Source organism: Gulosibacter sp., from assembly GCF_052090685.1.
Lineage (GTDB): Bacteria > Actinomycetota > Actinomycetes > Actinomycetales > Microbacteriaceae > Gulosibacter.
The window spans coordinates 31,733-45,332 of the sequence record NZ_JBQDBE010000018.1 but is presented as its reverse complement, the minus strand read 5'-3'; the positions used below and the strand labels follow the sequence as shown (position 1 = coordinate 45,332).

The window sequence follows — 13,600 nt, the reverse complement described above, 5'->3', positions numbered from 1 at the left end:
TCGGCCCCACCCCCTCCTTCGCGGTATTGCGCTCACATGACGTGAGCCCAGCGGAGCATTACTCTTCGTCGCGCTTGCGCTGATTGTCAGGGTAGATGTGCGGCTTGCCACCGTCGAGGCGAACCGCCATGTCCACGATCTCCTCGGTTGGGGCTATCGGGGTGATGTGGTGAGTGTTCACCACGCCGGTCACGGCATCACCCGCGATACCGCCGCCGTTTTCGTGGGGCCGCGCGGTGAAGAGGTAGATCACACCGACCCCGACCACGACCAAGCCCATGAGGCCCACGAGCCAGGCTTCATACCAGGGGACGTCTGCGACCGGCCACACCACGATCACCATGGCAAATAGCTGATACACAAACGCGGCGATTGAGACGATCCAGCCCCAATTTCCGAGCTGGAATTCACCACTCGGGCGCCAGCCCTTGAATCGAGCTCGAATGGCGGCGAGGACCACCGAAGAGAACGCGAGGTAGACACCAAACGATGCGAAGGAGATGATCGCGATGAGGGCGTTCTCACTGAGCAGTGAGATGACCACCACGATCGCCGGGAGCACACCCGCCGTAATGAGGGCGTATGGCGGCACCGCACGCTTCGGGCTGAAGCGCTTGAGGTACTTCGCACCGGGCAGCTGGTTGTCGCGGCCCATCGAGAACATCAGTCGCGAGGCCGCGGCCTGCAGCGAGATCGTGCACGAGAGGAAGGATACGAGCACGATCGCCATCACGATATTGAAGCCAACCGGGCCAAAGGCCTCCAGGAAGATCGCGTTGATCGGGTCTGGGATCGTGCCGTTGATGATGTCTTCAAAGCTTCCCACGGCGAGGATGAGGCCGAGTGCAATGAACATTGAGGCGACACCACCGACGTAGATGGTCATGCGCATGGCCTTGGGGATCACGCGGCCTGGATTACGTACCTCTTCTGCAACGTCACCGTTCGCTTCGAACCCGTAATAAAGGTAGATACCCATGATTGCGGCGCCGAGGAAGGCGACGATGAACGGAGTGCTGTCTTGCATTTCGGCGGGCCGGAAGTCTTGGAACAGCACCGTGAGGTCGTGCTTGCGAACGCTGATGAGCAACCAAATACCGATTGCTGCCGAAGCGATGATCTCGAGGACGAACCCAACGAAGGCGACCTTGGCGAGGAACTTCGTGCCGCCGAGGTTCGCGAGGGTTGCGAGCAGGATGATCAGCAACGCGAGTAGGACGTTCGCCGAGGCATTCATCTCGATTCCGAGCAGTGCGCCAAGGAACGGCCCGGCACCGTAGGCGACGGATGCGATGGTCGCGTTGATCGCGATCATGTAGATCCAGCCGCTGATCCAGCCCCACTTCTTACCCCAGAGGCGTCGGTTCCACGGGTAGATGCCGCCGGCGATCGGGTATTGCGAGACGACCTCACCGAATACGGTGGCGACGAGGAGCTGGCCGGCACCGGCAATGATGAGCATCCAAAATGCGGGCGGGCCCGCGAGCGCCATCGAGGCCGTGAACGTGGCGTAAATACCCACCACGGGTGAAAGATAGGTGAAGCCCAGAGCAAGGTTGCCCCAGAAGCCCATATCGCGCTTGAATTCGGTTGCGGGCGCTTCGTGATCGTTCGAAGTTGGCGATGCAACTTCCTTATTGGTCTCCATACACTTCATTCCTTTGTGCAAAGGGTTGTAGGGACGCTCAGCGAGTGAAAGCAGCGATGCTTTGTCTCGCCCAGCCCTGATTTCGTTCTTAACCTAATTGATGATTAATTTTTATCTGCTTGCAGGTGCCAGGCACGCGGTTTGCGAGTCCGGAACTACCTGATTGTGGCCACTCTCCGCGAGATCATCACGGATCACGGTCGAGGTTGATGTGCCGATTACTGCTTCTACTCTGAAGTTCCACGCGCTTCGGCCTGTTCGGAATACTAGCAATTCTAGATGTTTATGCCAACCTGACTGCGTGAACAGTGCTGAAACTTGAGCAAATGACGCATCCCTGAAGGAAAAGCACGCGCAGCGCTGCAAGGAAAGCGTCCACCGTCGCGCCCGTGCAAAATCGATTGACCACTTTGAGTTCAGCAGCGTAGACTCGAACCGGACAGCGCGACGCTGCGCACTGCTGCGGACGTTGCACCGCTGTCCACACGCGTGATGAGGAGACTTTCTTGACCGACGCTGCGACACGGCTCGGCCCGCTCAGTGATGTCCGGGTCCTAGATTTATCTCGGGTATTGGCTGGGCCGCTCGTGACGATGACGCTCGCCGATCTCGGCGCCGAGGTCATTAAGGTTGAGCGCCCCGGTTCCGGTGACGACACCCGTTCCTGGGGACCACCTTTCGCCGCAGACGGGATGTCCACGTACTTCCAGACGGCGAACCGAAACAAACGGTCTATCGCACTCGATTTCCGTAATCCAGACGACCTTCGCATCGCGCTGGCGCTCGTCGCGAAGGCGGATGTGGTGGTCGAGAACTACTTACCCGGCGCCCTCAAGCGTGCCGGCATCGACCTCGAGGCCCTGCGGCAGGAATATCCGCGCCTTATTATTGCGAGCGTGACCGGCTTTGGCGCTGCGGGCGGTGCCAGCCGACCGGGCTATGACTTCGTAGCGCAGGCCCTCGGCGGGCTCATGCACATCACCGGCGAGCGCAGCGTCGATGCCGATCATCCGAGCGAAGCAATGAAGGTGGGCGTCGCGCTCGTCGATGTCCTCGCATCCAAGGATCTCACCACCGGCGTGCTTGCTGCCCTCCGCCACCGCGACCAAACCGGCGAAGGCACGCACGTGGAAGTCAATCTGCTCTCGAGCCTGCAGTCAGCGCTGGCGAACCAGATTCAGGCAACCATCGGCGCAGGTGTCGAGCCCACGCGGCTTGGCAATGTGCATCCATCGATCATGCCGTACGAGTCGCTGCCCACCCGCGAGGGCCAGCTCGCCGTCGCGATCGGCAATGACACCCAGTTTCGGGAGTTCGTGACACAGCTCGGTCAGCCGCAGCTCGCTGACGATCCCCGATTCGCGACGAATCCTGACCGCGTGCAGCACCGCCCCGAACTTCGCGAATTGCTGTCCGCAGCGCTCGCGCGCGACACCGCCGAAGCCTGGCAGGATCGACTCGTGGCCGCGGGGCTCGCCGTTGGCAAGGTCAACACCATCGGTGAGGGTATCGAGCTGGCGCGCGAACTCGACATCGATCCCGTGATCGACCTCGACCGTGACGGAGTTGCCTCGAAGGGAATCCGTCACCCGGTGCGCTACTCCCCCGCGTTCGAGATGCCCACGGTGGGGCCGCCACCGCTTGACGCCGATGGCGCGGCAATCCGTGCCGAGTTTGATTCCCTCTAAAGTTCTCCGCTGTGCCATGCAGCACCCACAATCGCATCGAAAGGTACCTTCATGTCGGATCTCAGTGACCTGCTGAATATCGAGGCTGAGTTCTCTCCCGAAGAGCTCCAGGTTCGCGACACCGTGCGCGAGTTCGTCGACCGTCGCATCCGCCCCAACATCGCCGACTGGTACGAGCGGGCGGTGTTCCCCACCGAGATCATCCCCGAAATGGCGGAACTCGGCCTGCTCGGCATGCATATTAAGGGGTATGGCTGCGCGGGACGCAGCTCGGTCGAGTACGGCATCGCCATGCAGGAGCTCGAAGCGGGTGACTCGGGGCTTCGCACCTTCGTGTCGGTGCAGGGTTCGCTCGCGATGAGCGCGATCGCGAAGCACGGTTCCGAGGAGCAGAAGCAGAAGTGGCTGCCCGAGATGGCCGCCGGTCGCGTCATCGGATGCTTCGGCCTGACCGAGCCAAACGCCGGTAGCGATCCCGCGGGGATGGAGACCACGGCCGTGCGTGACGGCGACGGCTGGGTGCTCAACGGTGCGAAGCGCTGGATTGGCCTTGGCACGATCGCGAACATCGCGATTGTCTGGGCCCGCACCGACGAGGGTGTCCGCGGTTTCATCGTCCCCACCGACGCGGAAGGCTTCAAAGCCGAGGCGCTCGAACCGAAAATGTCGATGCGCGCATCCATTCAGTGCGAACTGACCTTCGACAACATCCGCCTCACCGAAGCCGACCGGCTGCCGGGAGCGACCTCGCTGCGCGCACCGTTTGAATGCCTCAATGAAGCACGCTTCGGTATCGTCTGGGGTGCACTCGGCGCCGGCCGTGATTCCTTCGAGATCGCGGCGAACTACGCGGGTGAGCGCAAGCAGTTCAACAAGCCGCTGTCGGCATTCCAAATCACCCAGCAGAAGCTCGTGAACATGGCACTCGAGCTGAACAAGGGCCAGCTGCTCGCGCTACGAATCGGCCGCCTCAAAGACTCCGGCGAGCTGGAGCGGCACATGATCTCGGTGGGTAAGCTCAACAACTGTCGGATCGCGATCGACATCTGCCGCGAGGCACGCACGATCCTCGGCGGCAACGGCATCCTGCTCGATCAGTCGATCATGCGGCACGCCAATAACCTCGAGTCGGTGCGGACCTACGAGGGTACCGATGAGGTGCACACGCTCATCCTGGGACAGCACATCACGGGTGAGAACGCGTTCGTGTAGGCGCTTCGCACCGATGTGGCGTGACGACAGCAGGCGCGTCTGGGCGCACCCGACAAAGACCGTTAGCGGCTAATAACCGTAAATTCCTCGCGTCTCGCTGTCGTCACGTCAAGTTCGTATTCAAGCAGCTTCGGATCGTGGTCAAGCCCCGCGGCTAGCCGTACCAGCGCTGCAGGGAGATTCGCGCCTGCTCGGTGATTAAAGGGATAGCCACCGCCCAATCGAGGATTGATATCGATCACTTGTGGTTCACCAGTGTGTGTTTCGCGGAAATCCACATTAATGGGGCCGGTCGGGTTGAGCAGTTTCCCAATCGCAGCCATATCGTCGTGGAATCTGTTTGCATGCACGGAAGTAGCCACTTCTGGGTCGCCATCCCTGATTTGTTCGGTACACCGAGCAACCACGCCCAGCAGTTCAGATCGCCCATCGAGCGAAAAGACACCGTCGACGCCAAATTCGGAACCGGGCAGATAGTCCTGAACTACTACTGCCTCTGGGCTGCTCTCCGCAGAGTGACCGTCTTCCGTGAGCGCGGTAGCGGCAGTCGTGGCAACCGCTTCCGGGAGTGTTCGCGCTGTCGCAATCTGCAGGCCGACCGAACCGCTTCCAAAACGATGCTTGACGATGAACTTGGTTTCCGCAGCCACGGATGCTGCCACCGCATCGAGGTCGGCGCCCGAGTATGTGTTGGGCGTCGGTATGCCTCGTTCACGCAGTACCTTCGACATTTGCAGTTTGTCGATGACGACATCTTGCCCAGCAGGTGCAAGCACGGCCACCGTGCATCCCAGGCTTCGTAGGCGATCCGAGAGGTGTCCCGACAACATCTGCATTTCGTAGTCATTCAAACAGAGGAAAAGAGTCGGACGTTCAACAGCGAACCAACTCAGTAATGTTTCTGCATACTCCGCACTGTTATATGCCGGTGTTTGGACTGCACGATCGGCAATTGCAAACGTAGGACTGGTCTCCCGAAACTCCATCGCAATAATCTCTCCGTGCAGGTCTTGGTTGCGGAGGGCCTTCTTGAACCATTCGATGTAGTGAGCGCGTCGTCCCGCGGAGGCAATTACGATTTTGAGGCCGTGGGGGTTGTTCACTGTGATCCTCCTAATGGCCACGAGTTAGGTATTGCGTCCTGGATGGCTTTTGGTTGGTCACCACTCGTTACCCTGCAGATAGTCATTCACTTCCCACTTGCGTCGAACCAACGTGAACGAGTCGTGCCCACGGACATAAACCGGAGGGAGGAACTCAATGAATGTGGACTGGAACGACATTGTGTATGCACCAACTTTATGAAAAACAATACGGTCGTCGACTTTTAGTTCAGGCGACCCGACAAGGTTGATTAACCGGTCATCCTCCATGCAGGTAAAGCCACTAATAATTTGTTCCGGATGTGTCTGCACGGTATTCGTCGCGAGCTCGAATTGGAACCGACCGCGTCGTCGGAATAGCGGGTCGATATCGGTTCGGCTCGCATCAGTAACTACAAAGCGGCTCTGCCTCAAGTCCTTTACGTCGACGACGCTCGCGTGAAACTCAACTGGCACGGCAATCAACGAACCACCGGGCTCAACAATGAGGCGGGTTTGGTTCGGGTCAATGACCTGCCCCACAGACTCGAGGATTACGCGAACGTAATCATCAAAGGTCGGCGTGCCATCGATGCTTCCAAAGAACCCTCCCCCGATATCAAGCCAGTCGAGCTGCAATCCCCGACTTGCCACGAGCTCCGCCGCCAATCTGCCAGCGGTGCGGAATACCTCGAGACTTTGGGTCCGGGAATTACGGTGCATGTGGAGCCCGGCAACCCGGACCCCAGCTGCTGTGAGTTCCTGAATTGCCCGATCCAAGTCACCGTTATTCGCGTTGAATCCGAAGCGGCTGCCTTCAATGCCGGCCGTACTCTCTTCCGGAACGTAGTTTTCAAGGTCCCAGTTCACTCGTAGACCAACGACGAATTTAGTTTCTGGGTATTCACGGGCCAGTTCTGCGGCCCAAGACACTTCCCGTTTGGCATCCAGGTTGGTGATCGATCCGTTTCTGAGTGCGAATCGTAGTCGCTCACGGCTCTTTATTGGACCGTTGTAGATAATGCGATCGGCACCGTATTCCAATGCCAGTGCGAGTTCGTATTCAGTGTCCGACACCACTTCTGCCCATACGTTGCGTTTACGCATGTAAGAAATCAACCATGGCAATGAGTTTGTTTTGAACGAGTACGAAAGTATGGAATTCGGCCAATGGACCGCTAACGCATCCTCGAAGCGCCGGACGAGTGTCTCAAGCATCGATTCGTCGATCACAAAGGCAGGAGTCGTTGGTGCCAGTGGTGTTTTGCCTTCAGGAGAACCCATCGTATTCACTTTCTGATTACCTGATCGAGATTGCAGCTGAATGGGTTTTTGGTCACGGTGTGCCCGTAAATGGCTGGACGCTTACGTGGTCATCAGCAGAAATGCCCTTGCGTCCGAACACCGCCGCAAAAGTACTCAATACGATAGTCAGGTCAAGCCAGAAACTACGTCGATCCACATAGTCGACGTCCATGCGAAATCTCTCTACCCAATTCAGATCATTGCGGCCATTTACTTGCGCAAGACCGGTGACTCCGGGACGGACTTCATGCCGACGCGCCTGCTCAGCCGAATACAGAGGCAGATATTCGACTACTAGCGGCCGTGGGCCAACTATGCTCATGTCCCCCCTGAGAACATTCCAGAGCGAGGGAAGTTCGTCCAAGCTCAATGCTCGCAGTTTCGTCCCGAATGGTGTCATTCGTTCCGCGTCATCATCGACCTCGATCGGTGTTGGCGGAGCATCCAGCATCGTACGAAACTTGAGGAGTGTGAATATTCGGCCATCACGACCAGGACGCTTTTGTTTAAACAACACGGGTTTTCCGAGGTTGATTCTCACGGCGAGCGCCGTTGCTCCGAGAACCGGCGACAGGATGATCAGCCCGGAAGTAGCTCCGACGACGTCCAAGACACGTTTGACGAGGTCGTACCGTTTTCGAAATCTTCGCTGTCCCATGCTTAGTTCGAGTCTCCAGCAGTAGCCGCGACGAGCCCGCCGCCAGCAGTCCATTGGTTCCCTTGCAGGAACTCCCGCACGCCCCATTTGCTTCGCACCAGCGTCAGTGAATCTTCATCACGCACATACACGGCGGGGAGATACTCGATAAATAGCTGTTGATGAGACATCGTGTAGCCGCCGACTCGATAGAACACGATTCGATCTTCAGGTTGAAGCGCGACAGCATCCTTCAGCCGCATGATGCGGTCTTCCTCGATACAGGTGAATCCGCTGATGATTTGTTCCGAAAGAACCTCATCAGATCGAGCATCGGAAGTGACTTTGTATGGGCGAATGCGACGAAAGTTCGGATCGATATTAATGCGGCTAGCATTCGTGACGACGAATGTTCGCGTATCAACCTTTTTCACATCGATAACGCTGGCGTGGAATTCGAGAGGAATCGCGACGAGTGAACCGCCAGGCTCAACGATGAGTCTTGTCCGATCCGGATCCACCACATGTTCTATTCCCGCTCTTATGACTGAAACATACTCGTCGAAGGTTGGACTCCCTTCCAAGTTTCCGAAAAACCCTCCCCCGATATCGAGCCATTCCAAGTCAAGGTTTCGTGTCGTGATAATTTCCGCAGCAACGGCAGCAGCGGCGCGATACACCGCCAGACTCTGCGACACGGAGTTGCGGTGCATATGTAATCCGGCGACGCTCGCCCCGGCCGCAGTGAGCCTTGCAATGGCTTGATCGAGTTCACCGTTCTCCGCGTTGAAACCGAACCGGCTTCCCTCGTCGCCCGCGGTGCTCTCGCCAGGAACGCGGGATTCAAGGTCCCAATTGACTCGGAGTCCGATCTTGAACATTACGTCGGGGCGCTCGGCAGCGAGTTCCGCAGCCCATTCAACTTCACGTTTGGCATCAAGGTTGACGATGGAACATTCAAGCAGCGCCGCGCGCAGTCTCTCGCGGCCCTTGATGGGCCCGTTGTAGACGATGCGGTCGGCGTGATGGCCGGTTTCGAGTGCCAGTTCGTACTCAGTGTCGGAGACGACCTCTGCCCAGACTCCGCGCTGACGCATATATGCCAAGAGCCACGGCAGAGAATTGGTCTTTACCGAATATGAGAGCACGTAATTCGGCCAGTGATTCTCGAGAGCCTCTTCAAAGCTAGTAACGAGGCGGTCCAGGAGTGGGACGTCCAGCACGTATGCGGGTGTGGGCGGGAGGAAATCTGGCGAGTCCTTCAGTGCTTCCATGCTAGAAATTCCTTCTCAGATCGCTTCAATTCCGCAGTTCCTTCCGACATTTACGAGTCGAAGCCTCATTTTTGTCGGTTGCGTCAGACACTCCTCTTTACGGTAGTCAACCGGGCGGAAGTTCATATTCCTGGCAGTGCACGGTTCTACACATTCCCCGCATTCCTTCCTTTCATCCCTCTCCGGCAGTTCTCAACTTCAGCCCTCACTCCGCAGCCCTCCGCACCCCTACCCGCAGCCCTCACCATCTGAAAAAGTGCCGCGAGAGGGCCATTTCCCGGCGTGTCGTCGCGTGTCGCATCCATCCGTGGCACTTTTTCAGAGAGGCGACCTATACCGAGACAGAACCAGACCGCACGGAAAACGAAATACTCCCCAGGCTCCGGCAAAATTCCGGATGCTGGGGAGCAGACGCAGCCCGAGAGCTACTTACGGGGTTCGAGCCCTCGAGCCTTGAGGCCGTCGAGGATGCGCTGTGCCACCTCGTCGACGGTTCCCATACCGTCGACCTCGACGACAACGCCCTGTTCAGCGTAAGCATCAATCACGCGCGCCGTCTCAGCCTGGTAGACCTCCTGGCGGTGACGGATCACGTCTTCAGTGTCGTCAACGCGACCCTGCTCTTCCGCACGCTTGAGCAGTCGTTGGACCACCGCATCCGTGTCGGTCTCGAGCTTCACGACGGCGTCGAGCTTCGCGTCGTCACGAGCGAGCAGTTCGGTCAAGAACTCGACCTGGCCGACGGTGCGCGGGTATCCGTCAAGCAGGAACCCCGGAGCAACATCGTCTTCGGTGAGCCGGTCGGCAATGAGATCGTTCGTCAGCGAGTCGGGAACGAGCTGACCCTGTGCGGTGATTTCCTGCACGCGCTTACCGAGTTCGGTGCCGTTCTTGATATTCGCGCGGAAGATGTCGCCGGTCGAAATAGCGGGGATGCCGTAAGCCTCGGCGAGGCCGGTGGCCTGCGTTCCCTTGCCGGCGCCGGGGGCACCAACGATCAGCAGACGGATGGCAGCGGTGTTCGTCATCGAAGCAGTCCTTCATAGTTGCGTTGCTGGAGTTGAGCGTCGATTTGCTTGACGGTCTCGAGACCGACGCCCACGAGGATCAGGATGGAGGCACCACCGAAGGGGAAGTTCGCGTTGGCACCGACGGTTGCAAGCGCAATGAGCGGCAGCAGCGCGACGATACCGAGGTAGATCGAACCCGGGAAGGTGATGCGGTTCAGCACGTGGCTGAGGTAGTCGGCGGTGGGCTGTCCGGCACGGATACCCGGCACGAAGCCGCCCTGCTTACGCATGTTCTCGGCCACTTCATCCGGGTTGAACGCGATGTAGACGTAGAAGTACGCAAACCCGATCGTGAGCAGGAAGTACACGAGCATGTAGAGCGGTGTGTCACCGGTCATGAAGTTGTTCTGGATCCACACGACCCACTCGGCAGGTGACTCACCGGGCGCGGGCTGGTTGAACTGGGCGATCAGCGCCGGAATCATCAGCAGCGAGGAAGCGAAGATCACCGGGATCACACCGGCCTGGTTGACCTTGATCGGGATGTAGGTGGACTGGCCACCGTAGGTGCGCTTGCCCACCATCCTTCGTGCGTATTGCACCGGGATGCGACGCTGTGACTGCTCAACGAAGACCACCGCGACGAGCACGCCAAAGGCGAGCAGGATGATGACGACGAAGGTGAAGACGCCACCGGCACCCGAGATAAGCGACCACATACCGGAGGGGAAGCTCGCGGCGATCGAGGTGAAGATGAGTAGCGACATTCCGTTACCGATGCCGCGCTCGGTGATGAGCTCGCCGAACCACATGATGACTGCGGTGCCGGCGGTGAGTGCAATGATCATCATGAGCATGCGCAGCACATTGGTGGTGACGTCAAGGCCGGTGGCCTCGGTAACGAAGTTGAGGACGTTCTCACACGCCGCGTTTCCGGAGACTCCGAAGAGCGCACCGGTGCGTGCGGTGGTGAGGAGCGTGGTGGACTGCAGGACGGCGAGCCCGATGGTGAGGTAACGCGTGTACTGCGTCAGCGTTGCCTGGCCCGACTGCCCCTCTTTGTGCAGCGATTCGAAGTGCGGGATGACCACGCGCAGAAGCTGCACGATGATCGATGCCGTGATGTAGGGCATGATGCCGAGCGCAAAGATGGACAGCTGCATGAGCGCCCCACCCGAGAACATGTTCAGCATATTGAACAGGTTGTTTTGGTCGCCTACGCCAATGCCCGCCACACACTGCTGCACATTGTTGTAGTTGACGAACGGCGCCGGGATCGCGGTACCCATGCGGTAAATCGCGATCATGGCGAGGGTGAACAGAATCTTCCGACGAAGGTCGGGGGTCTTAAACACCCGGGAAATGGCGCTGAACACGCTTGCATCCTGCTTTCGCGTTGGTGACGTAACAAATGCGGGGTCGGACGCAGCCGACCCCGCATTTGGGAATTTTACTCGACGGAGCCGCCTGCGGCTACGATCTTCTGCTCTGCAGAGCTTGAGACCTTATCAACCGCAATGTTCAGCTTAACCGTAATTTCTCCGGTACCGAGTACCTTGACGAGTTCGTTCTTGCGAACGGCACCCTTCTTGACGAGGTCTTCGGTAGTGACGTCGCCGCCCTCCGGGTAGAGCTCGGCAAGCGTGTACAGGTTCACAACCTGGTATTCCTTGCGGAACGGGTTCTTGAACCCGCGCAGCTTCGGAGTACGCATGTGCTGTGGCATCTGGCCACCCTCGAACCCGAGTGGCACGGTGGTCCGTGCCCGCGTGCCCTTGGTACCGCGACCAGCGGTCTTACCTTTGGATGCTTCACCGCGGCCCTTGCGGGTACGCGACTTCTTCGCGCCGGGAGCGGGGCGAAGGTCGTGCAGCTTCAGCGCACGCTCTTCCTGCTCATTGGCGTTTTCGTTGTTAGTCATTATTCGTTGATCTCCTCAACCTTGACGAGGTGAGCGACCGCACGCAGGTAGCCCTGGAGCTGCTGCGAGTCTTCACGAACGACCGACTGGCCGACTCGCTTAAGACCGAGCGAGCGAAGCGTATCGCGCTGGTTCTGCTTCTCGCTGATAACCGACTTGATCTGCGTTACCTTGAAGGAAGTAGCCATTAGGAACCAACCTTTGCAGCCTTGGCAGCCTCGTCAGCAGCACGTGCCTGGTCACGGAGGATGCGCTCCGGTACCACGTGCTCGACGGCGAGACCGCGACGAGCAGCAACTGCACGAGGCTCTTCGAGCATCTTCAGTGCGGTCACCGTCGCGTGAACGATGTTGATGGTGTTCGACGAACCGAGCGACTTGCTCAGCACGTCGTGGATGCCAGCGCACTCGAGTACTGCACGAACCGGACCACCGGCGATAACACCGGTACCCTCGGCAGCCGGACGCAGGAGCACTACACCGGCAGCAGACTCACCCTGAACGGGGTGCGGAATGGTGTTGAGGACGCGAGGGACGCGGAAGAAGTTCTTCTTCGCTTCCTCGACACCCTTCGCAATTGCGAGGGGAACCTCACGTGCCTTGCCGTAGCCGACACCAACGAGTCCGTTTCCGTCACCCACGACGACGAGTGCGGTGAAGCTGAAACGACGACCACCCTTGACGACCTTGGAGACGCGGTTGATGGTGACGACACGCTCGAGGAACTCGTTCTTCTCAGCGGCGTTGTCACGGCCACCGCGTCCACCGCGGCCGCCGCCCTGCTGACGGTCACGGTTGCCACCGCGACGCTGACGACGGTCGTCGCCTGCATCCCGGCTCGACTCGCTGGCAGCGGCGGTTTCTACCGGCTTGTCAGCAATGTTGTCGGGAACGCTGTCGGGAATCTTGTTTTCGATGTTTTCGCTCACAGGTTCAGCCCTGCCTCTCGTGCTCCATCGGCGATGGCCGCAACGCGACCGGCGTACTTGTTGCCGCCGCGGTCGAATACTGCGGTGTCGACGCCAGCCTGCTTGGCGCGCTCGCCAAGCAGTTCACCAACGCGACGTGCCTTTGCGGTCTTGTCACCGTCGAGCTGACGCAGGTCGGCTTCCATCGTGGATGCCGATGCGACGGTGTGGCCCTGCACATCGTCGATGAGCTGGACGAATACGTGACGCGCCGAACGAGTAACAACCAGACGCGGGCGCTGCGCGTTTCCGGTGATCTTCTTGCGCAACCGTGCGTGGCGACGGCCACGGGCTGCTTGCTTGCTCGATTGAGACATGCTTACTTACCAGCCTTTCCGGCCTTGCGGCGGACGTGTTCGCCTTCGTAACGGATGCCCTTGCCCTTGTACGGCTCGGGGGGACGGATCTTGCGGATGTTCGCAGCGGTCTCGCCGACCTGCTGCTTGCTGATTCCGCTGATCGTGATCTTGTTCTGACCTTCTACCGCGAGGGTGATGCCCTCGGGCGGGTTGAAGGACACGGGGTGCGAGAAGCCGAGTGCGAACTCAAGCGAGTTGCCCTTGGCCTGGACGCGGTAACCGGTACCGACGACCTCGAGCGACTTCTTGTAGCCCTCGGTCACACCGACGATGTTGTTGAAGATGAGGGTACGGGTCAGGCCGTGCAGCGAACGTGATTCACGTTCGTCGTTCGGACGGGTGACGAGCACCTGTCCGTCTTCGATCGAAGCTTCGATCGGCTCGGCGATGGTGAGCGCAAGCTCACCCTTGGGGCCCTTGACCGCGACGTCAGCGCCGTTGATTTTTACTTCAACGCCACTGGGAATCTGAATGGGTAGACGACCAATACGCGACAT

The 13,600-nt window shown here is 59.1% G+C and carries 14 protein-coding genes; 2 read left to right on the top strand and 12 right to left on the bottom strand.

Going from position 1 to position 13,600, the window contains the following annotated elements; all coding sequences use genetic code 11:
* Positions 1–58 precede the first annotated feature (58 nt).
* Positions 59–1,648, bottom strand: coding sequence for an APC family permease (locus ACTHXA_RS11855; RefSeq protein WP_441672610.1), 1,590 nt, complete (start codon positions 1,646–1,648; stop codon positions 59–61).
* Between the two features lie 506 nt (positions 1,649–2,154).
* Here ACTHXA_RS11855 and ACTHXA_RS11850 point away from each other — a divergent pair.
* Complete coding sequence (locus ACTHXA_RS11850) at positions 2,155–3,336, top strand: CaiB/BaiF CoA transferase family protein (protein WP_441672608.1); 1,182 nt, start codon at positions 2,155–2,157, stop codon at positions 3,334–3,336.
* A 51-nt stretch (positions 3,337–3,387) separates the two neighbouring features.
* The gene (locus ACTHXA_RS11845) at positions 3,388–4,548 is read left to right on the top strand and encodes an acyl-CoA dehydrogenase family protein (protein ID WP_441672606.1); all 1,161 of its coding nucleotides are present in this window, start codon (positions 3,388–3,390) and stop codon (positions 4,546–4,548) included.
* 62 nt (positions 4,549–4,610) lie between these two features.
* Here ACTHXA_RS11845 and ACTHXA_RS11840 read toward each other — a convergent pair whose 3' ends face one another.
* The 11 genes from ACTHXA_RS11840 to rplF form a co-directional block, all read right to left on the bottom strand.
* Positions 4,611–5,651: an ATP-grasp domain-containing protein gene (locus tag ACTHXA_RS11840; protein ID WP_441672603.1), complete on the bottom strand. Its 1,041-nt coding sequence runs from the start codon at positions 5,649–5,651 to the stop codon at positions 4,611–4,613.
* Positions 5,652–5,708: 57 nt separating this feature from the next.
* On the bottom strand, positions 5,709–6,848 hold the full coding sequence (locus tag ACTHXA_RS11835; RefSeq protein ID WP_441672652.1) for a hypothetical protein: 1,140 nt from the start codon (positions 6,846–6,848) through the stop codon (positions 5,709–5,711).
* A gap of 118 nt (positions 6,849–6,966) precedes the next feature.
* Entirely contained in the window at positions 6,967–7,545 is a 579-nt protein-coding gene (locus ACTHXA_RS11830; RefSeq protein WP_441672602.1) for a sugar transferase, read from the bottom strand.
* Between the two features lie 50 nt (positions 7,546–7,595).
* Positions 7,596–8,846, bottom strand: a complete 1,251-nt coding sequence (locus ACTHXA_RS11825; protein WP_441672600.1) for a hypothetical protein — start codon at positions 8,844–8,846, stop codon at positions 7,596–7,598.
* Positions 8,847–9,271: 425 nt separating this feature from the next.
* Positions 9,272–9,874 (bottom strand): adenylate kinase, encoded by a 603-nt coding sequence (locus ACTHXA_RS11820; protein ID WP_441672598.1) that lies wholly within the window; start codon positions 9,872–9,874, stop codon positions 9,272–9,274.
* Entirely contained in the window at positions 9,871–11,232 is a 1,362-nt protein-coding gene (gene secY / locus ACTHXA_RS11815; protein WP_441672596.1) for a preprotein translocase subunit SecY, read from the bottom strand. The genes ACTHXA_RS11820 and secY overlap by 4 nt, the downstream gene beginning before the upstream one ends.
* 74 nt (positions 11,233–11,306) lie before the next feature.
* Positions 11,307–11,777: a 50S ribosomal protein L15 gene (rplO, locus tag ACTHXA_RS11810; RefSeq protein WP_441672594.1), complete on the bottom strand. Its 471-nt coding sequence runs from the start codon at positions 11,775–11,777 to the stop codon at positions 11,307–11,309.
* Positions 11,777–11,965: a 50S ribosomal protein L30 gene (gene rpmD, locus ACTHXA_RS11805; protein WP_441672592.1), complete on the bottom strand. Its 189-nt coding sequence runs from the start codon at positions 11,963–11,965 to the stop codon at positions 11,777–11,779. The genes rplO and rpmD overlap by 1 nt, the downstream gene beginning before the upstream one ends.
* On the bottom strand, positions 11,965–12,705 hold the full coding sequence (gene rpsE / locus ACTHXA_RS11800; protein WP_441672590.1) for a 30S ribosomal protein S5: 741 nt from the start codon (positions 12,703–12,705) through the stop codon (positions 11,965–11,967). Before rpsE ends, rpmD begins: the two co-directional genes overlap by 1 nt.
* On the bottom strand, positions 12,702–13,061 hold the full coding sequence (gene rplR / locus ACTHXA_RS11795) for a 50S ribosomal protein L18 (protein ID WP_441672588.1): 360 nt from the start codon (positions 13,059–13,061) through the stop codon (positions 12,702–12,704). Before rplR ends, rpsE begins: the two co-directional genes overlap by 4 nt.
* Before the next feature lie 2 nt (positions 13,062–13,063).
* A complete protein-coding gene (rplF, locus tag ACTHXA_RS11790; protein WP_441672586.1) occupies positions 13,064–13,600 on the bottom strand; it encodes a 50S ribosomal protein L6 in 537 nt (178 codons plus the stop codon).